At 42.9% G+C, this 20,773-nt stretch carries 18 protein-coding genes, 4 tRNA genes and 1 pseudogene; 4 read left to right on the forward strand and 19 right to left on the reverse strand.

All coding sequences use genetic code 11. From position 1 onward, the window contains the following. The first annotated feature begins 238 nt into the window (after window positions 1-238). From hemC to hemY, 4 genes are read left to right on the forward strand one after another with little or no spacing between them, the layout of a single operon-like run. Window positions 239-1,180: a hydroxymethylbilane synthase gene (hemC, locus tag BDD30_RS10915; protein WP_015836200.1), complete on the forward strand. Its 942-nt coding sequence runs from the start codon at window positions 239-241 to the stop codon at window positions 1,178-1,180. Continuing rightward, entirely contained in the window at window positions 1,177-1,917 is a 741-nt protein-coding gene (gene hemD / locus BDD30_RS10920) for a uroporphyrinogen-III synthase (RefSeq protein WP_015836201.1), read from the forward strand. The genes hemC and hemD overlap by 4 nt, the downstream gene beginning before the upstream one ends. Window positions 1,918-1,937: 20 nt before the next feature. Next, on the forward strand, window positions 1,938-3,068 hold the full coding sequence (gene hemX, locus BDD30_RS10925; protein ID WP_041382550.1) for a uroporphyrinogen-III C-methyltransferase: 1,131 nt from the start codon (window positions 1,938-1,940) through the stop codon (window positions 3,066-3,068). 3 nt (window positions 3,069-3,071) lie between these two features. After that, on the forward strand, window positions 3,072-4,280 hold the full coding sequence (gene hemY / locus BDD30_RS10930) for a protoheme IX biogenesis protein HemY (RefSeq protein WP_015836203.1): 1,209 nt from the start codon (window positions 3,072-3,074) through the stop codon (window positions 4,278-4,280). A gap of 99 nt (window positions 4,281-4,379) precedes the next feature. On the opposite strand, the pseudogene BDD30_RS10935 reads toward hemY, so the two are convergent. The 19 genes and pseudogenes from BDD30_RS10935 to wecA form a co-directional block, all read right to left on the reverse strand. After that, window positions 4,380-4,681: pseudogene (locus tag BDD30_RS10935) on the reverse strand (TM2 domain-containing protein). Between the two features lie 84 nt (window positions 4,682-4,765). Continuing rightward, window positions 4,766-4,930 (reverse strand): hypothetical protein, encoded by a 165-nt coding sequence (locus BDD30_RS23570; protein ID WP_170152959.1) that lies wholly within the window; start codon window positions 4,928-4,930, stop codon window positions 4,766-4,768. A 636-nt stretch (window positions 4,931-5,566) separates the two neighbouring features. Continuing rightward, window positions 5,567-5,643: transfer RNA gene (locus BDD30_RS10940), tRNA-Pro, on the reverse strand. An 18-nt stretch (window positions 5,644-5,661) separates the two neighbouring features. Then, window positions 5,662-5,748 (reverse strand) — tRNA-Leu (locus BDD30_RS10945). Window positions 5,749-5,764: 16 nt separating this feature from the next. Further along, window positions 5,765-5,840, reverse strand: a tRNA-His gene (locus BDD30_RS10950). Window positions 5,841-5,916: 76 nt separating this feature from the next. Next, a tRNA-Arg gene (locus tag BDD30_RS10955) sits at window positions 5,917-5,993 on the reverse strand. Window positions 5,994-6,146: 153 nt separating this feature from the next. After that, the gene (gene thrP / locus BDD30_RS10960; protein ID WP_041382553.1) at window positions 6,147-7,526 is read right to left on the reverse strand and encodes a bifunctional threonine/serine APC transporter ThrP; all 1,380 of its coding nucleotides are present in this window, start codon (window positions 7,524-7,526) and stop codon (window positions 6,147-6,149) included. Between the two features lie 242 nt (window positions 7,527-7,768). Continuing rightward, window positions 7,769-8,506 carry a lipopolysaccharide N-acetylmannosaminouronosyltransferase gene (wecG, locus tag BDD30_RS10965; RefSeq protein WP_015836206.1) on the reverse strand — a complete coding sequence of 246 codons (738 nt, stop codon included), beginning with the start codon at window positions 8,504-8,506 and terminating at the stop codon, window positions 7,769-7,771. Continuing rightward, the gene (wzyE, locus tag BDD30_RS10970) at window positions 8,497-9,876 is read right to left on the reverse strand and encodes an ECA oligosaccharide polymerase (RefSeq protein ID WP_015836207.1); all 1,380 of its coding nucleotides are present in this window, start codon (window positions 9,874-9,876) and stop codon (window positions 8,497-8,499) included. Before wzyE ends, wecG begins: the two co-directional genes overlap by 10 nt. Beyond that, the gene (locus tag BDD30_RS10975; RefSeq protein ID WP_015836208.1) at window positions 9,876-10,958 is read right to left on the reverse strand and encodes a TDP-N-acetylfucosamine:lipid II N-acetylfucosaminyltransferase; all 1,083 of its coding nucleotides are present in this window, start codon (window positions 10,956-10,958) and stop codon (window positions 9,876-9,878) included. Before BDD30_RS10975 ends, wzyE begins: the two co-directional genes overlap by 1 nt. Next, window positions 10,955-12,205, reverse strand: a complete 1,251-nt coding sequence (wzxE, locus tag BDD30_RS10980) for a lipid III flippase WzxE (RefSeq protein ID WP_015836209.1) — start codon at window positions 12,203-12,205, stop codon at window positions 10,955-10,957. The genes BDD30_RS10975 and wzxE overlap by 4 nt, the downstream gene beginning before the upstream one ends. Window position 12,206: 1 nt before the next feature. Further along, window positions 12,207-13,337 (reverse strand): dTDP-4-amino-4,6-dideoxygalactose transaminase, encoded by a 1,131-nt coding sequence (rffA, locus tag BDD30_RS10985; RefSeq protein WP_015836210.1) that lies wholly within the window; start codon window positions 13,335-13,337, stop codon window positions 12,207-12,209. Continuing rightward, a complete protein-coding gene (rffC, locus tag BDD30_RS10990) occupies window positions 13,324-14,070 on the reverse strand; it encodes a dTDP-4-amino-4,6-dideoxy-D-galactose acyltransferase (RefSeq protein ID WP_015836211.1) in 747 nt (248 codons plus the stop codon). The genes rffA and rffC overlap by 14 nt, the downstream gene beginning before the upstream one ends. Next, window positions 14,048-14,929: a glucose-1-phosphate thymidylyltransferase RfbA gene (gene rfbA / locus BDD30_RS10995; RefSeq protein WP_015836212.1), complete on the reverse strand. Its 882-nt coding sequence runs from the start codon at window positions 14,927-14,929 to the stop codon at window positions 14,048-14,050. The genes rffC and rfbA overlap by 23 nt, the downstream gene beginning before the upstream one ends. Window positions 14,930-14,946: 17 nt before the next feature. Beyond that, a complete protein-coding gene (gene rffG, locus BDD30_RS11000) occupies window positions 14,947-16,017 on the reverse strand; it encodes a dTDP-glucose 4,6-dehydratase (RefSeq protein ID WP_015836213.1) in 1,071 nt (356 codons plus the stop codon). Next, window positions 16,014-17,276, reverse strand: coding sequence for a UDP-N-acetyl-D-mannosamine dehydrogenase (gene wecC / locus BDD30_RS11005; protein WP_015836214.1), 1,263 nt, complete (start codon window positions 17,274-17,276; stop codon window positions 16,014-16,016). The genes rffG and wecC overlap by 4 nt, the downstream gene beginning before the upstream one ends. A gap of 4 nt (window positions 17,277-17,280) precedes the next feature. Further along, window positions 17,281-18,402 (reverse strand): non-hydrolyzing UDP-N-acetylglucosamine 2-epimerase, encoded by a 1,122-nt coding sequence (gene wecB / locus BDD30_RS11010; RefSeq protein ID WP_015836215.1) that lies wholly within the window; start codon window positions 18,400-18,402, stop codon window positions 17,281-17,283. Window positions 18,403-18,529: 127 nt separating this feature from the next. Further along, the gene (gene wzzE, locus BDD30_RS11015) at window positions 18,530-19,585 is read right to left on the reverse strand and encodes an ECA polysaccharide chain length modulation protein (RefSeq protein WP_015836216.1); all 1,056 of its coding nucleotides are present in this window, start codon (window positions 19,583-19,585) and stop codon (window positions 18,530-18,532) included. Window positions 19,586-19,611: 26 nt separating this feature from the next. Next, the gene (wecA, locus tag BDD30_RS11020) at window positions 19,612-20,697 is read right to left on the reverse strand and encodes a UDP-N-acetylglucosamine--undecaprenyl-phosphate N-acetylglucosaminephosphotransferase (RefSeq protein ID WP_015836217.1); all 1,086 of its coding nucleotides are present in this window, start codon (window positions 20,695-20,697) and stop codon (window positions 19,612-19,614) included. Window positions 20,698-20,773 lie beyond the last annotated feature (76 nt).

Raw genomic sequence — 20,773 nt, forward strand, 5'->3', positions numbered from 1 at the left:
CTATTCAGAATTCTCCAATTACAGAAATAATTTACTGGAAAATTTAATTCACATTTAAATCAATCCATTGGCATTGACATAAAAATAATTTAAAAATTAAAATTTATTTTATATTTTAATATAATCTGTATATTATCTTCCCAGGTCTTAGCTGGAAAAAAAACTGTCGAAGTGTTAAAACAGGTATCATGTTTTTCATTTATATGACAGCTGCAAAGCCTGAAAAATACAAGCATATATGTCAACTAAAACTATCCGTATCGCGACCCGCCAAAGCCCTCTGGCTATGTGGCAAGCATTATATGTTCAGCAAAAATTGCAACAATTTTACCCAGATCTAGAAGTGCAACTGGTTCCCATGGTAACCCAGGGAGACATCATTCTGGACACCCCCCTGGCAAAGGTGGGTGGTAAGGGACTATTTGTCAAAGAACTTGAACTAGCTCTGCTTGAAGGACGGGCTGATATCGCTGTTCATTCGATGAAAGATGTCCCCATTTCTTTTCCTGAAGGGCTAGGATTAGTCACTATTTGCGAACGTGATGATCCACGTGATGCTTTTGTTTCTGCCAAATATCACTCTCTCGATGAACTACCAACAGGTAGCATTGTTGGTACATCAAGTTTACGTCGTCAATGTCAACTCCGTGAATTACGCCCGGATCTGACTATCCGTGACCTTCGGGGCAATGTTGGAACCCGTCTGAGTAAGCTGGATAATGGTCATTACGATGCCATCATTCTCGCTGTTGCAGGATTGAAAAGGTTAGAATTGCATGACCGTATCCGTACACCATTATCTGCAAAACAGTTATTACCTGCCGTTGGTCAGGGAGCCGTGGGGATTGAATGCCGTCTTGACGACCAGCAAACACGTGCTCTACTGGCACCATTAAATCACTATGATACAGAAATCTGTGTTCTTGCCGAACGAACAATGAACACCCGTTTGGAAGGAGGCTGTCAGGTACCAATAGGTAGCTATGCCATCTGGCAGGATGGAAAAATCTGGCTGCGGGCATTGGTTGGAGCTCCAGATGGTAGCGTTATTATTCGTGGTGAGCGAACGGTCTTACCCAAAGATGCATGTCAAGCAGGCCTTGAATTGGCAGAAGAATTACTGGAACGGGGAGCAAGAGAAATTCTGGCGGAAGTTTATCGAGGTAATCCCCCCACATGAGTATTCTGGTGACACGCCCTTCTCCTGCCGGAGAAGAATTAGTCAGAAGGTTACAGACCGCGGGCAAAACTGCTTTCAGCGCGCCTTTAATCGATATTCGCCCAGGTTCAGAACTATCACAACTGGCCGAAAAACTTTGCTGCTTGAATACCGGTGATATGGTATTCCTGTTGTCAAAAAATGCAGTTTATTACGCAAACTCACAGTTAAAAAAGATTAATCTATCATGGCCGAACAAGCTGATTTATTATGCTATTGGTAGATCAACTGCTCTGGCTTTTCATCAACTGACTGGTATAAATATTACCTGGTCATCAGAGGGCGAAACCAGCGAAACTCTACTAGAACTCCCCTCCTTACATCAGGTTAAAAATAAACAAGCTTTGCTACTCAGAGGAAATGGTGGGCGTGAACTTATTGCCCAAACTTTGACAGAAAGGGGTGCCACAGTTAATTATTGTGAATGTTATTTTCGCCAGCGAGTAGATTACTCGGCAGCAGAATTCAGCGCCCGCTGGCAGAGATATGGAGTACAGACTTTAGTTGTAACCAGCGGCGAAATACTGCAACTGTTATATAACTTAGTACCCAAAAGTGATCGAAACAGGTGGCTATTGAATTGCCATCTTATTGTGGTAAGTGAACGTCTTGCATACACCGCCCGGAATCTGGGTTGGCAAGATGTCAAAGTTGCTAAAAGTGCAGATAACGATGCCTTAATTCAGGCACTAGAATAAACTGACATGGGATGCCCACTATGACGGAACAAAAACAGTCCTCCGAGACAGTTGAAAAAGCAATAGAAACGGTTGAACCCCCGCAACAGCCCGGAGAACCTCAGAAACAAGAAATTCCTAGCGTTCTGAAAAACATTATTGCTATTGCAATTATTCTGGCAATCAGCGGTGGCCTTTATTACTACGGACAACAGCAAAGCCATTTATTGAGCGCTGAGAACCAAGAGCTGCGCCAACAACTGGAATCGCTAAAACATCAACAATCACAAGATCAGCAACGTATTGAAGCGCTGTTCAAAGGACAGAAGCAAGCTTTTAGTCAAGTTGCTGCACAAACCGCACAAAATGAGCAATTGGATAATCGCCTGCAAGAATTACAGGCAAAAATATCTGCTTTATCCAGTTCTGATGTAAAAAGCTGGCTGCTAGCACAAGCTGATTTTCTAGTCAAAATGGCTGGCCGGAAATTATGGAATGATCAGGATGTAATCACTGCCGCTGCTCTGCTAAAAAATGCAGACGCCAGTCTTGCTGAGATGAATGATCCAAGCCTGATTGAAATCCGCCGTGCAATTACCCAGGACATCAGCGAATTGTCTGCCATCAACCAAGTTGATTTTGATGGCATTATCCTGCGGGTTAATCAGCTCTCTAACCAGGTAGACAACCTGCGGCTGGCTGACAATACCACCGATAGCTCACCCATGGACGAAGACAATGATGAATTAACCAGTACGTTATCTGAATGGCGCCAGAACCTAAGCAAAAGCTGGAACAGCTTTATGGATAATTTCATTACCATCCGTCGCCGTGATTCTGCTGCTGAGCCATTATTAGCACCAAATCAAGATATCTATCTACGGGAAAACATCCGAGCCCGCTTATTGATTGCAGCTCAGGCAATACCGCGCCATCAAGGAGAAGTATTTAAACAATCACTGGAAACAGTTTCAACCTGGGTCAGAGCTTACTTTAATATTAACGATCCAAATACTAAAGCATTCCTGGAAGAAATTGATTCACTGAGTCAGCAACCTATTTCCATAACTGTACCGGATCATCTTTCAAGTCAGCCTTTACTGGAAAAGCTGATGCAAACCCGAGTCCGCAGCTTGCTGTCCCAATCTTCTGAAATCAGTCAGGAGGGCTAAGTTATGCTGAAAGTCCTGTTACTGTTTGTTGTGCTGATTGTTGGTATCGTGCTTGGTCCAATAGTTGCGGGTCATCAGGGGTATGTTCTCATTCAAACTGACAACTACAACATTGAAACGAGTGTTACCGGTCTATTTATCATATTTATTCTCTTACAGTTAGTACTTTGCTTTCTTGGCTGGTGCTACCGTAGAGTTATGCGCACAAGCTCACGCACTCGAGGCTGGTTCCTTGGGCGCAAACGCAGCCGTGCCCGTGCCCAAACAAAAGAAGCACTGATAAAACTGGCCGAAGGTGATTTTAAACAGGTAGAGCAATTATTGACTCGTAATGCTGATCATGCAGAACAACCTGTAATCAACTACTTACTGGCCGCTGAAGCAGCCCAGCAACGGGGAGATGAGTTCCGTACCAACCAATATCTGGAGCGCGCAGCAGAAGTCGCAGACAACAATCAATTACCTGTTGATATTACCCGTGTACGCATTCAATTGGCGCAAGGTGAAATTCATGCCGCCCGTCATGGTGTGGACAAACTTCTAAATCAAGCTCCACGCCACCCAGAAGTCTTGCGCCTGGCAGAACAGGCTTATACAAGATCAAATGCTCACCAATCACTGATTGATATATTGCCAACCATGGAAAAAATCCGCCTGCATGACGAGTTACAAATTCACAGGCTGCGTCAACAAGCCTATATCGGTTTGATGAATCAGTATATGGCAGAACAAGGCAGCGAAGGTTTAAAGCGTTGGTGGCATGACCAAAACCGCAAAATTCGTCACGATGTGGCTTTGCAAGTTGCAATATCTGAGCATTTGATTGAATGTGATGATCATGAAACTGCACAAAAGATCATTCTGGAAAGTTTAAAACGTCAGTACGATGAACGTTTACTGCTATTGATCCCACGGTTAAAAAGTGAAGATCCGACGCCAATACAAAAAGCATTAGACCATCAGCTAAAGCAGCACGACGCAACCCCTCTGTTAAACAGTACCCTTGGACAAATTGCCTTGCGCCATGGACAATGGGAACAAGCAACAAAAGATTTCAAAGCAGCATTAGCTCAGCGGCCCGATGCCCACGATTATGCCTGGTTAGCAGATGCATTGGATAAATTACGTAAACCGGAAGAAGCAGCACAGGTTCGTCGTGAGGGATTAATGCTAACATTAAAGCGCGAGAGTAATGTAGTTCATAGCCAATAGCTCAGATAATACGGTATCTTCACAATCCAGTTACCGTTATTCCTTTGGCATTTTTCACACTATTCATTAAAAATGCCCTCTATATATGAGGGCACTTTTCTAGCCATATTTTCTGGCAAAATCTTCATCGGAAATACAGAGATAAATAATAAATTCAATGAATGAGATAAGTGAAGGAATGAACGTCCAGCAAAATACCAGATATAAAATTCCCATACCTCTCTTGCCCAGATAAAACTTATGGCACCAAAACCACCAAGAAAAAATGCCAGTAATGCAGCCACAATTCTGTTTTTACTGCCAGAAGAATATGCCTTTATCACCGCACCACAATGTGGGCACGACCGCGCAGATTCATACAACATTTTTCCGCAGCCAAAGCATCTGATCATTTTTAACATTTATATATTCCTCTTAACTGTGTTAAAAGTAACCAGATCTGTTTTATAGCGAAACCCGCAATCATATTTTAAACTTTAATTATATTAGATATTAATGCCTGAGCCGTTTATATACCCGTTATCTTTCAAGTTGCCTCTTTGTTGGCTGCACTCACTCACCCCGGTCACATCGTTATCTATGCTCCCGGGGATTCGCTCACTTGCCGTCGCGATGCATCTAAATCCATAGGGTATAAACCTATAAGACATCCCTAAAAATGGGCAAAAAAAACACCTACCTTAGAAAGATAGGTGTATAAATACAATCAGGTCTACAGACGGATAGTGCCTCACTCAACGTTGAGTCCGATCGGTGATGAAAAGATAACTACATCTTATTCATCTGTGACATGGACAATAGGCACCGATAATCGGCTCTGCATCATCCCTGGGTTTATGAAGCCTATACTGTCATAAGAAATAGGATGAGCATCTACGTCTTTGAATAATGCATTTAACATGCCAACTTTTATTTAGATAAAGACTGCCTCGCTTCATCAGCTATTTCTCCATGTATTACAACAAGAAAGCAAGCTATCACAAAACCCACTTCACTCACTGTCTCTTATTTGAGACAACACCTCACGAATTTTAAATTTTTTATTATAATTCAAAACATTAAAAGTCTCTTATTTGAGACAGTCAATATATTAGTTGTCGTCAGAACATAACAAAATGATAAATTACTATATAAAACGGGCGGTTAGAGTCAGGAAAAAGAAAATTCACTAAACCTCTCTCAACAAAACATACATCGAAATAAGAAATTAAGGGGGGAGCAGAAAAATTGAAGGAATGAAAGGCACAAATGCAAAAAACCCTGCTTCAGCAGGGTCTTTCAGAATCTGGTCGGCGAGAGAGGATTCGAACCTCCGACCCACTGGTCCCAAACCAGTTGCGCTACCAAGCTGCGCTACTCGCCGAAGTTTTTCCTTTTTTCATGGTGCGAAGGGGGGGACTTGAACCCCCACGTCCGTAAGGACACTAACACCTGAAGCTAGCGCGTCTACCAATTCCGCCACCCTCGCATGTCATAAAAAAAGATGGGGTGGCTAATGGGACTCGAACCCACGACAACTGGAATCACAATCCAGGGCTCTACCAACTGAGCTATAGCCACCATAACAACTATTTATACTACTAATTCACTGCTTACAACAGCAGAATGCATCACCGCAGCTCTTGCACGCAAATAATGGCGCGCCCGACAGGATTCGAACCTGAGACCTCTGCCTCCGGAGGGCAGCGCTCTATCCAGCTGAGCTACGGGCGCTTAACGCCGTTGCGGATGGGGATAGTACGGATTTAATGATATACTGTCCAGTGCTTTTTTAAAGAAATGATGCGTTTGATTACACCTTGTTCATTTCGTCGATAAAGCCAGCTCTTAATTTTCCTACCACCCCAGCTATGACAGCAAATCAATCTATCGGACCATTGGCTTTCTGCCACTAAAAAACTTCACCAACCAATAGATCAGCGACACTATTAGCAAAAATCCCCCGCCTACCAACAGTGAAAAACGGGTATCAGGGTTAATTGCCATGCCTACCAGCACACAACATAAAAATGCCAGTGTCAGATAATTTACATATGGGAATAAAATAGATTTGAAACTATGTTGTTTCAGTGCCGCTTGATGATACCGACGAAAACGCAGCTGGCTCATCAGAATCACAAACCACGGAACCATTCCCGGCAGGACACTAGCACTGTAGACATAAACAAAAACCGCCTGTGGATTTGGGATCAAATAATTCAAACTGGAACCCACCATCAGACATAAGATCGTAATGGCAATACAAATTACCGGGACACCATTCTTTGACACTTTAGTTAGTGATGAAGGTAACTGACGGTTTTGTGCCAACGCATAGAGCATACGTCCACCACTGTACATACCGCTGTTACAACCGGAAAGCGCTGCAGTCAATACAACAAAGTTAATTACGGCTGCCGCTGAAGTGATCCCTACTTTGGTAAATGTCATCACAAACGGACTACCCTGTGAACCAACTTCTGTCCATGGAAACAATGTAACCACAATGAAAATTGCACCGACGTAGAAAATCAAGATACGCCAGAGGATATTGTTAATCGCCTTTTTTAACGTCACCTGTGGTTTTTTAGCTTCCCCCGCAGTGATGCCTACCAGCTCCACCCCCTGATAAGATGCAACCACAATACAGAGCGCAAATAGGAATCCTTGCCAGCCGCCAGCAAAAAAACCGCCATGAGCTGTCAAATTATCCAATCCAATAGGTTGCCATTGATTACCGATACCGAAAAATATCAACCCCAAACCAATCAGGATCATCACGATAATTGTGGTTACCTTAATCATGGCAAACCAAAATTCTAGCTCACCATAAAGACGTACCGCCGCCAAGTTTGCCAAAGCAACCAATGCCACTGCAATTAATGCTGACACCCATTGGGGAAGTTCAGGGAACCAGAACTCGGCATAAACGCCAATAGCTGTTATTTCTGATATCCCTACAGCCACCCACATAAACCAATAACCCCAAGCGGTCAGGCATCCCCAATATGGGCTGAGATATTTATGACCAAAAGAAGCGAAAGAACCCGTGACAGGTTCAAGAAACAGCATTTCACCCATGGATCGCATAATAAAAAAAACAAAAATTCCGGCAATAATGTAAGCCAGCAAAACAGAAGGCCCTGCCCATTTCAGCGTGCTGGCTGAGCCCATAAACAGACCGACACCAATAGTTCCGCCTAATGCGATTAGCTCAATATGACGGGCTTCTAAACCTCGTTGCAGGCCCTGTTGTTGATCTGCCATAAATTCCCTGTCCATTGTTATGTGTTGTAATGTGTGATAGTCAAAATATACAAGACTGGTTTTGACCAGCCATAAAAATGGCAGGGATCAAAACATGTTTTTCCACTCAGTGGAACAAAAAATTACCTAATAATTAGTACAGATGACAAAAGCCCGGTAGGATCAAACGGTTATATAGACGCTGTGAAATGAATTTTTTAACAACCTGCCGCAAATTGCGATACGACAGGCAGACAATACATTTACAAACGATTTCTGTAGTAATATCCCAGAAACTTCAGTAGCTTAAACTGACGACGGATACGGCTTGGTTGTGATAACAAACGATAAAGCCACTCAAGCCCGAGGTTCTGCCATACTTTCGGTGCACGTTTTACATGACCGGTAAATACGTCATAAGTACCACCAACCCCCATATAGAGAGCATCGAAATGAATTTTACGACAGTCGCGCATGAAAATCTCCTGCTTAGGCGACCCCATTGCAACTGTCACAATCGCTGCTCCGCTAGCACGAATCCGTTCAAAAACAATATTACGCTCTTCTGGCGTGAAATAACCATTCTGGCTGCCAACAATATTAACATTCCACTGAGCCCGTAGCTTGTTTTCCGTCTGTTCCAATATCTCTGGTTTTCCTCCAACTAGAAAGACAGGTGTGCCTTCCTTACCAGCACGTTCCATGATAGCTTCCCACAGATCTGCACCCGCTACACGGGAAACTTCAGCATCAGGGTATTTACGACGGATAGCACGTACAATGCTAATACCATCAGCATACAAATATTCTGTTTCACTCAGCAGGGTCCTTAAAGCTGTATTCTCCTCTGCCGTCAGAACTTTTTCTGCATTAATCGCAACTAAAGTACCCGCCCTTACCTGCCCGCGTTGGAAAATATGGCCAAGAAAATGTGCCATATCGCGGAAGCCCCAAATATTTAGGCCACGAATATTATATTTAGGAATATTGTTTAGCTCCATTTTCTTTCCTTACATTGCCGCGGATGTTTTTGTGATACAACCATGTTGCAAGTCAGATACTTTTTAATCAGCCCTGCGCTCTCAAATAGCCAATACAACAACTTAGCAATTACCAAACATAAGCCAAAAACAATACAGAAAAACACCACACGGGAAACAAATGAATCCACACCTTCACGGGCTAATACAATCATGTTGAAGATCGCACCAAAGCAAAATGCCTGCAAAATAGCAGCCTTATAACGATTAGTCTCCTGTTTCCCTAATTCATAAATCCAGTCAAACCACTTAATTATTAACCCAACAACAATCGCACCAACCGGAATAAACAGTACGCCCCCCATCACAACCAGAGAGCCTATCATAGTTGGGGAAATTGCCAGACCAGAGTGGTTATCCAGTACTTCCCAGGTAAAATAATTCGCAGAATTCAACACGACATCAGGGCGTCCAGACCAAAGCCAACTTGGAATAAAGACATAAAAATCACGGATAATAGGTGCCAATCCCTGAAAATCAATTTTGTCGTAATTATTCAGCAATAATGCAAGATTTTCCCACGGAGAGAAAGTATCCCTTGTAAGGTAGAGGAAAGTATAAAACGCTTCTGCACCACTGACATCCAAACTATAGCGTTTAAGTGCCAACCAAAACATGCCAACAATTCCCACTGCTCCCGCAGTTATCAGCATCCACAAGGTTATCCAACCACGAACAATGCCGATAAACAGAAACAACGCAAATGCAATAATAATATTAGCCCGTGTTCCCCCAACAATGACATAAGTCATAATCCCAAAAGCAACTGTACTTATCAGGAAAAACAGCCAACGTAACTGTGTCGGCTTCAAGAAATAAACTACTAGCATGGCGGGAATAAAAAAGTAAAAGAACCGTTTTAGGGCCACACCGGAAACCTGGCTGGAAAAAATTTGACTGTACGATTGTAATTTAAACAGTAGAAAACCATTCTGCAGGAAGAATAGCCCAACTGTCACCACCGCAACTAATGTCAGCAGTAACCATGTCAAATTAGTTTCTACCCGGTTCATGGTGAATACCGGTGCTTTAGATTGCCCAGAAGGTTTTTTCAGCCGTGTTTTATAACTGACGTAATAAATGGCATAAAAACAAGTTGAAGCCAACAGAGCATGTAACAAAGAGTCTACTGGTACCACCTCAACATCAAACTGAAAAACCAGCAAGCACGTCAGTGGGAAACCAAAATAGAATGTCAGTAAATAAAGTAATGAGAAAAACACATTAAAATTAAAACGTACACGCCGGAATTCCTGATAAGTTAACGTCAGAATAAAAGCCAGTGATATCAGGTAAACAACAAATAATCCGCCAAACTCCGTTAAAGTCATTACTGCTCTCCTGCGGCTTTTGCCAACGCCTGCCGCCAACCATCAACAAAGTTCGGGCTAAAGAAAGCTATTGCATTTCTGTCTAAGGAAAGCATCTGCCGTTGTGCTTCCGCAATCAATTGTCTATCCAGATGATCACCGAAGAAAAATATCGGTACCTGCTGTTCTGCCAGATCCTGCCAGAAAAGATTTCGACGACTAAGTACAACCGGGACACCAAATTGTATCAATAGGCAAATTGTTCCAATCCCTTGTTGGCGGTCAAACATGAAATACCCTAAATCGCAACGACGCAGTAATGCCAGATAATCATCAAACGCCATATTTTGCTTAAGAATAGTCAAATTTTCTGGGCAAAACAGTGATAAAGCCGTTTGCTCAACCTGAGCAATATAAGCCTGATTATTTTCAGGATAACCCATTGGGATAATGATTCGGACCTTATCACCAAATCGCTCATGAATAGTTTTCAATGCTGTAATATGACGGTTTGATCGATCACCAGAGTTCCCCAACAAAATTGTCATCTTGCCATCTTCAACAGATGTTTTTTCTGTCATCGTTAAAGTAGGGTCCATTCTGGTTGGAAAATAGAGTAACGATGTTGGTACGTTCGGATGATGTTGAGAATAAAAATAAAGATCTCCACGAACTGCAAATACATGCCCTACCCGACGTTGCGCCAGACGACGCAGGAAATAGAATAGACGGAATTTTAACTGATTAGAGTCTTCATACAGATCAGCTCCCCAAGCATGCCACCAAAATTGATTACGTTTAATTTTTCCTAACAACAATGCCAACCACAAACCCGTATTAAATTGGCCATGAAAAAAAAACCGGCAAGCTCTGTCTGACCGCGCTTTAGCCGTAACAGCCCGCGCCAGAGATTTTTTACTACCAAAAAATGTCATATCCAACTCCGGATAATCATCCAGAGAAACTCGATTCCTAGCCACCACCATAAACTTGGGTTTGTCTGAAAAACCAATTTCTTGCATTAAAACGTCATTAAAAAAACGCAATATCGTTCGATTGTGATGTAGGATATCAGATCCCAAAACGTGAATTAGGGTTGTCATGCTCGCCTGCGGTAAACAAGAAATACACCACAACAAAGGGTGAAATAAACAATATAAGTTGTCATATAAGCTTGCGTTGCACCTAACGCTCCATTGACAGGAATAAACCAATAGGAAAAACCAGTAAGCAGCAAAAACTGGCTAACCTCAGTCAGCACATAAAAACGCAACGTAGCTTTAGCAATCACCAGATAACCAAAAACATAGGCACCCACTTTCAAGACATCACCAATCAACTGCCAGGCAAACAAATCACGCATGGCAGTAAACTTGTCAGAAAACAACAATGAGATGGCAACATCACGCAACAACCATACGATGAAACTCACAATAACCACAGCAGGCAAAACAAACTTCAGCGCCTTAATTATTTCATCTGATATTTCACCTTTACCCTGCAATCGTGAAAGTGTTGGCAATAGATAAACACTGAAAGAAGCTGTGATAAATTGCAGATAAGCATCGGAAATACTACTTACACCTTGCCAAATTCCCACATCATCCCAACTATAATGCGCCGCCAGCAGGTTTCGCATCATAATGTAAGCAATCGGTAAAGTGATAGAAGTCAATAAGGCCATAAGGGTAAATTTGCCGAGCTGACTAGCCAGTACATTATCCCACATAGGTTTAAGATCAGATAACGAAACCTCTTTGCGGCACAAAAGTATCAGCCCCGCAGGAAATATTATCAGCGCAGGCGCTAAGGCCAAGCCAGCCAAAGCACCTTCATACCCTCCAAGGATGAAACAGAGATAATAGGCAATCACTCCGATCAAACTGCCAAGAATAATTGCCAGCGCATTCCCCTGAGCATCCCGGTATCCTTTCAATACAGCCAAAAAATAGTTGGCACAGGCAATACCCATTTGAATAAATGCAAGCGCCCTCACAACTGGCTCATAATCCCGATGGCCAAATAACCCTATACTGATCGGCCCACTACATAGCAAAAAAATCACTGCCAACAGTGTAGAAAACCCAATGACAATGGCAGAAGAAGTTCCTAATACCGTACGCAACCTTTCTGGCTGCTGCTGATATTCAGCAACATATTTCGTCACACCATTAAAAATACCAGCGCCAGCCAATACCCCCAAAACGGTAATAAGTTGACGGAAATTACCCGCCTGTCCAACACCGCTAGGGCCAAAAGCAACCGCCAGTAATTTAACGACCAAAAACCCTACACCAATTTTTATCAGTGTAGAGCCAGCAGTCCATACCGATGCTTTAGCCAATGACATATCAGGCGAAGTATTCTCGAATATGTTTAATGACAATCTGCTGTTCAGCGTCTGTCATGTTGTAAAACATTGGCAGACGTACCAGACGATCACTTTCACTAGTGGTAAAATGGTCTTCTCCGTGCAAGCGGCCAAATTTTTCACCACCCGGGCTGGTGTGCAGAGAAACATAATGGAATACCGTTAGTACTCCTGCATCTTTCATATAGTTATTGAATGCAGAGCGTTCTTCAACATCTTTCAGCTTGATATAGAACATATGGGCATTATGCTTCAATCCTTCCGGTATTACAGGCAATGTCAGGCGACCAGCATCAGCCAACGGTTTTAATGCCTGATAATAGGTATTCCACAAGGCGAGACGACGTTCATTGATTTTTATAGCTTCTTCGAGTTGAGCCCACAAATAAGCAGCCTGAAGATCTGACATAAGATAACTAGAGCCGATATCGCGCCAGGTATATTTATCGACCTGACCACGGAAAAACTGGCTACGGTTGGTCCCTTTTTCTCGGATGATTTCCGCTCGGGGGATCAATGATTCGTCATTGATAAGTGCAGCACCTCCTTCACCACCAGAAGAGTAGTTTTTAGTTTCATGAAAACTATAGCAACCGATATGCCCAATAGTTCCCAATGCGCGACCTTTATAAGCAGACATTACCCCCTGGGCTGCATCTTCCACTACAAACAGATTATATTTCTCTGCCAGGGCCATGATTTCATCCATTTCACAAGCCACACCCGCGTAATGAACAGGAACAATCACACGTGTTCTATCTGTAATTGCAGCTTCTATCTTAGTTTCATCAATATTCATGGTATCTGGACGGATATCCACAAAAACAATCGTTGCTCCACGCAGTACAAATGCGTTAGAAGTAGAAACGAAAGTGAAACTCGGCATGATAACTTCATCACCGGGCTGGATATTTAGCAAAATAGCCGCCATTTCTAGCGAAGCTGTACAGGATGGCGTCAATAGAACTTTCGGGCAATTGAAATGTTGTTCCATCCACTCTTCACAACGTTTGGTAAAACCGCCGTCCCCACAAAGCTTACCGCTCTCTATTGCCTGCTTCATGTAATCTAATTCAGTGCCGACTACTGGTGGTCTATTAAATGGAATCATTTTGTCCCCGGTATAACCAATAAGCGATGCTTTCAACGAATGCACCATTGCGTGTATAAAGACGCAAAGCAGCAATGTTGCTGGTTTGTGTCGCAATCCTTAATTGCCGTATTTGATGGCTTTGGCACCACTGCTGTGCCGCCGCCATTAACTTTGAACCAATCCCACAACCCGTCTTTTCTGGAAATGCTGCCAGCAACCCCATACGAGCCTGACCTTCCCCTAACTCCCGCAAAGTAACAAACCCTGCTGGTTGCCCGTTATCCCCATTCACCAGTAAACATTGATGATCAAATGTACCCAACACAGCTTTCTCAATCCAGGTAGAATAGAAACGACCACTATCCTGCGGCTGATACCAAGGAGTGCGGAAACGACTTAAAGAAAATACTTTAGACGCCATTTCTTTCAACATTGGAATATCTTGCTGTGTTGCCGATATCATCTCACCCTCAGAATTATCACTATCATTCTTCGTAGTAATATAAGCATCTTTTGTGCCAATCATTAAGGAAAGGTCTATTTCCCCTTCTACCAACGAAAAACCCAATGCCGATAATCCATCAATAATGTCTGGCCGCTGTACAGGCACTTTAGCCTGCACTAAAGAATACCGTTCTAATTGAGGTACAGTTAATAACTTGGAATCAGGTGTAAAATCAAGACGAGCCGTGGAAAATCCAAAATAATGGCTATCCCACTCTAATGACTCAATATTGGCGTGAACGAACATGAAGTAGATCCAACAGATATTGGCCGTAACCAGTTTTTGACAAAGATTTTGCTGCTGCTGCTAATTGTTCATCACCCAACCAACCATTACGCCAGGCAATTTCTTCAAGGCAGGCGATTTTAAAACCCTGACGCTTCTCAACAGTCTGTACGAAAGTGCTGGCCTCAATCAGGCTATCGTGAGTGCCGGTATCTAGCCAAGCAAAACCACGCCCTAACAGTTCAACATTCAGTTCACCACGTTCCAGATACATCTGGTTAATACTGGTAATTTCCAATTCACCCCGTGCAGAGGGCTTCACCTGTTTGGCAAAATCCACAACCTGATTATCATAGAAATAAAGACCTGTTACCGCCCAGTTAGATTTTGGTTTTTCTGGTTTTTCCTCAATAGAAAGAACATGAAATTCATCATCAAATTCCACCACACCAAAGCGCTCAGGGTCCATTACCTGATAACCAAAAATAGTCGCCCCTTTTCCGCGGGAAACCACTTTCTTCAGTTTCGGACTGAATGCTTGCCCAAAGTAGACATTATCTCCCAATACCAAGCAACAGGATTCGCCGCTGATAAACTTTTCACCAATCAGAAATGCCTGAGCTAAACCATCCGGGGATGGTTGTTTTTCATAACTTAAACGAATACCAAATTTGTCACCATTGCCAAGCAATCGGTGGAAAGAAGGTAAATCTTCTGGTGTGGAGATAATTAAAACATCGCGTATCCCTGCCAGCATTAATACTGACAAAGGATAATAAATCATTGGTTTATCATAAATCGGCAGTAATTGCTTGGAAACACCTAGTGTTATCGGATGTAACCGGGAACCCGATCCTCCTGCCAGAATAATGCCTTTCATGTTACCTCCAACGTAGCTCAGTCTCTACCTAATCCGAGGCGCTCACCGGCATAAGAACCATCCTGAACTCTGCGCCACCAGTTTTCATTTTCCAGATACCACTGAACTGTTTTACGAATACCTGATTCAAAAGTTTCCTGGGGTTTCCAACCCAACTCATGCTCAATTTTTGCTGCATCAATAGCATAACGCATGTCATGGCCAGGACGATCTGTGACATGAGCAATCAAATCACGATAATAAGCAATATTTGCTGGTTTCTCTGGACAAAACTCTTCCAGCAATTCACAAATTGCACAAACCACATCAATATTTTTTCGCTCATTATGACCGCCAATATTGTAGGTTCTACCTGGTTCTGCTTTTGTGACAACCAGATAGAGCGCTCTGGCATGATCCTCCACATACAGCCAATCACGAATTTGTTTTCCCTCACCATATACTGGCAAGGATTTGCCTGCTAATGCATTCAAAATCATTAACGGTATCAATTTTTCCGGGAAGTGATAAGGACCGTAATTATTTGAACAATTAGTAATAATTGTCGGTAAACCATAAGTTCGATGCCATGCTCTTACTAGATGGTCACTAGACGCCTTGGATGCTGAATATGGGCTACTTGGTGCATAAGGAGTCTCTTCAGTAAAGAAACCATCCTCACCATGTAAATCACCATACACTTCATCTGTTGAAATATGATGAAAACGGAAAGTGACTTGTTTCTCCTTACTCAATTTTTGCCAGAAAGCACGAGCAGCTTCTAGCAGAACATAAGTACCAACAATGTTAGTTTCGACAAATGCCGCAGGACCATCAATAGAGCGATCCACATGGCTTTCTGCCGCCAGATGCATTACACAATCCGGTTGATACTGCTCAAACACCCGATCCAACGCTTCACGCTGGCAAATATCAACCCGTTCAAAAGCATAACGTGAGCTATCTGCAACTGAGGCAAGGGACTCTAGATTGCCAGCATAAGTCAAGCTATCAACCACAACTACACTGTCTTGTGTATTATCAATAATATGTCGCACAACAGCAGAACCAATAAAACCCGCTCCACCTGTGATTAGAATACGTCTCAACGCCAGACTCCTTTTGTATCCACAATCCATTTCTGTTTAATGTCATAACCATTTACCGCTTTAAACTGATTATGATCCACCAGCATCAACAGAATATCCGCTTCTTCCAACGCTTTCTCCAAGTTAACCAATCGAACTATTTCCTTCAAAGAAGTTGGTAATTCATGAACATTAGGTTCTACAGCCAGCGTCTCACCTGCATGCCATTGCGCAACCATACGGGTGATATGCACCGCTGGACTTTCACGCAAGTCATCAATATTTGGTTTAAATGCCAAACCAAAACAGGCAATCTTCACTTCTCCAGCGCGTTTTCCACTTTCAGCCAGACAATCCGCAACAGCAGCTTTTACTTGATCGATTACCCATAACGGCTTTCCATCGTTAACTAAACGCGCTGTATGTATAAGACGTGATTGTTTAGGGTTTTGGGAAACGATGAACCACGGGTCAACAGCAATACAGTGCCCTCCTACACCAGGGCCAGGCTGAAGAATATTTACGCGGGGATGACGGTTTGCTAAACGGATAAGCTCCCACACGTCGATACCTTGATCAGCACAAATAAGGGAAAGCTCATTAGCAAATGCAATGTTTACATCTCGAAAGCTATTTTCCGTCAGCTTACACATTTCTGCTGTCTTTGAATTAGTGATAACACATTCACCTTCAAGGAAAATTTTATACAGCTCGCTGGCTCTGGCTGAAGATTTTTGCGTCATACCACCAACAACACGGTCATTCTTAATCAACTCGACCATCACCTGGCCTGGTAACACGCGCTCAGGACAGTAAGCGATATCAATATCAGATTCCTCACCTACCTGCTGAGGAAAAGTTAAATCAGGACGCGCGGCTGCCAACCATTCTGCCATCTGCTCCGTCGCACCTACTGGTGAAGTAGATTCTAGAATCACCAGATCGCCTTTTTTCAGAATTGGTGCCACTGATTCAGCGGCGGAACACACATACTTCATATCCGGTTCATGCTCACCTTTAAAAGGCGTAGGGACAGCTATCAAAAAAGCATCTGCTGGTAATGGAGAAGTTACTGCTTCCAAGTAACCCTCCTCCACCGCCGTTTTCACCACTTTATCCAGATCCGGTTCTACAATATGAATTTCACCGCGATTAATCGTTTCCACCGCAAGCTGATTAACATCGACCCCGATGACTTTCTTATTACGGGATGCAAACGCCGCCGCAGTGGGTAAACCGATATACCCAAGACCGATAACAGAAATAGTTTCAAAACTCATAATGTCACCTGATTTTTTTCAAAGCGTCGAGAATTCGTTGACAAGCATCACCATCCCCGTAAGGATTATGAGCTCGACTCATTTGCTGATAGGCGGCATCGTCTGTCAACAATCGAGTCACCTCTTCTACGATAGTTCTTGTATCTGTTCCTACCAAACGTACCGTTCCGGCATCAACTGCTTCTGGCCGTTCGGTAGTATTACGCATCACCAAAACTGGTTTTCCCAAAGAAGGCGCTTCTTCCTGAATGCCGCCAGAATCCGTCAGAATCATATAGGAATGGTTCATCAGATAGACAAATGGCAAATAATCCTGTGGTTTTATGAGAATGATATTATCAATATTATGCAAAATGCGTTTTACCGGCTCACAGACATTTGGGTTCAGATGAACTGGATAAACTACTTGTACCTCTGGATGAGAGCGGGCTATCTGCGCCAAAGCTTCACAAATTCGCTCAAACCCACCACCAAAACTTTCACGACGATGACCCGTTACCAGAATCATTTTTTTATTAGTATCAATAAACGGGTAATGTTCCGCCAACTTACTTCGCATAGTCTCGTCATTCATTATCCGATCGCGTACCCACAACAACGCATCAATCACGGTATTGCCCGTGACAAAAACCTGATTATCCGCTATTGATTCTTTCTGTAAATTCTTACGAGAGTTTTCCGTCGGAGCGAAATGATACATGGCCAAATGCCCAGCAATCTTACGGTTTGCCTCTTCCGGCCAAGGGGAATAGAGATCGCCAGTTCTTAGTCCAGCTTCAATATGTCCGACAGGGACACGCTGGTAGAACGCAGCCAAACTGGTTGCCATAGTTGTTGTAGTATCTCCATGAACCAACACAACATCAGGCTTAAATTCAGCCAAAACAGGCTTCAATCCCTCCAGAATACGACACGTGATATCCGTTAAATCTTGCCCTGATTTCATAATATTGAGATCAAAATCGGGAGTGATCTCAAAAAGGTGCAACACCTGATCCAACATTTCCCGGTGTTGGGCAGTAACACATACTTTCGCTTCGAAGGCTTCATCCTTTGCCAGCGCATGTACCAACGGAGCCATTTTGATGGCTTCCGGCCGGGTACCAAACACAGTCAACACTTTCACAGTGACTCTCTTATTAGTCAGTAACTTGCAGATCTCCCTGCAAAAACACTCTTTAATACTATTTATTTCCGCTTCTGGTTTTGTGAAAAATATCTTTCAAAAGCAGTAATTTATTATAACCATTTGGTTACTTACGCGGACGCCGCACCAGTGCCATTCCAGCACCAACTAAAGTACCAACAGTGCCCCACATGATGACAATGAACATTCTACGTGGACTGTCTCTGGTAACAGGTTCCTCAGGAGTTCTCAGATAACGATAAGTCTGGAATTGATCCTGCAATGTCGGATGAACATTCAATGTCGCTAACATCGCAATATTCTGGTCATAGTCCACATCATAATCAGGGCCTGTTGCTTGCAGAGTTTCAAGCTGAGCCTGTAACAACGGTGCACCTAACATAAACATTTTTGAATCAGGCAACTGATCAATTGGTGTATCAGTTTGATTGCGCCGGATTCCTTGCTTTTCCGCAATTTTCAAGGATTGTTGCAACACATTCATTTCGCGGTTATAAACCGCTTTAGCAACCATTTCTTGTCGCTTAACCAATGCATTCATAGATTGAGTACGGGTATCCCATGCGCCTCTTACTTCATCATTCAAATGAGTACTGGCGCGACTGTTGGCAAAAGCAATGTATTGGCGTAAGAGTTGATTTGCTTGTACAGAAGACTCTGCTGTCAGTTTGATACTGTCATTCAGCACTTTCTTATCATCATGAGGAATGAACTGAATATTATTGATTAACTCGTCCAGTAAAGCAGCATCTGCTCTGGCATCACCTTCTTGATGTTGTTTGTAGTAATCAGATTTTAACCAAAATTCACGGCGGGTATCATATGCCGCTAGCTGAGTGATGAATTCTTTATAAGCTTCTTCTGGAATAGACGGTAACTGAGTTTCCTGTGAAACGTTAATGTGAGTATCCAAATTGCGCAAGAATTGCTGCTGAGAGTAATAACTACCTAAATGATTAGTCGTAGGCAAGTCAGTGGTTGCCGTTGCACTCCATTTTTGTTGCATCAAATAAGATGCCCCCAGAGCTATAGCAGCGAAGATTATTGCTAGTACGACAATCCATATCTTTCCACGCCATAAAGCACTGCACAAGGCTCCGATATCCAGCTCATGCTCCAGAGTCTGTTCATCTTGAATAGATTTCGTTTCTGATTTTATCACTGCACAAAACCTCTGTTGATAGATGTTTAATGGTTAGCAGAATAGCGTATACGACGTTTTTGCCGTTTAATGAAACGAGCTACCCGCCATGCACGTTTGATGCAATAGCCATACAACATAAATGCAAGCAAGAACAATGCCAACATTACCCACTCAGGAACAAATTCCAGCCATTCGCCGATCATTCCAACAGCCGCTAATAAAGCTGCGGCAACAGTGATCACAACAAATGCCTGACGTGATGAAAATCCAGACCGCATAATCAGATGGTGAATATGTTGTCTATCTGGAGAAAATGGGCTCATTCCTTTACGCAAGCGACGGTACATGATGGCAACCATGTCCATTAAAGGAATGGCAATAATCCACAATGCAGTAACTGGACTCACAGGGGGTTCATTTCCCTGAGTAGACTCAATAAGCAACCAGATAATGGTAAAACCAATCAGTGTACTGCCTGCATCACCCATGAATACTTTAAAACGTTGGCTCAAGAAACCAAGATTGAGAAGAATATAAGGAACAATAGCCGCAATAAATGCAAAACACCATAATGCCAGTGCCGTGTTACCACTTCGATATAGCAAGATCCCCAAAGCACCGAAAGAGACACAGGATAACCCACCTAACAGTCCATCTATCCCATCAACCATATTGAATGCATTAATAGCAGCCCAAACAGCAAACAGCGTCACAACATAACTGAATGGCCCAAGATTCATATCCCAAGGGCCAAAAGCATAGCCAAGGCTATTTAATTTCAAGCCGGCAAAATACATCATCGCAATACCAACCAGAGCCTGAATAGTTGCTCGGACCTTAACGCTGATATCAAAACGATCATCCAATGCACCAACAAATACCAGTACAGTGGCACAAATTAAGTACGACCATTTATGAGGTATAAACTCGTTTGTTATAACAAAAGCAAAACAGATCCCAGCAAATACAGTTATCCCACCAACCAGAGGCACTAACCCCTGATGATGTTTACGATAATTGGGTTTATCAACGAGGCCGATTTTCCTTCCTGCGATACGCGCCATAAACAGAAACGCAAACGAAAACAGAAAAATGCAAAAAATTTCAATACTCATGCTGGAAATATTCACGATAAAAACTCTCCGTGAAAAACAAATATAACCTGGTTATTTATTATCCACAGCCACATGGTTTTTCTGGCCAGGA

The sequence above is a fragment of the Photorhabdus asymbiotica genome, assembly GCF_003634575.1.
Classification (GTDB): domain Bacteria; phylum Pseudomonadota; class Gammaproteobacteria; order Enterobacterales; family Enterobacteriaceae; genus Photorhabdus; species Photorhabdus asymbiotica.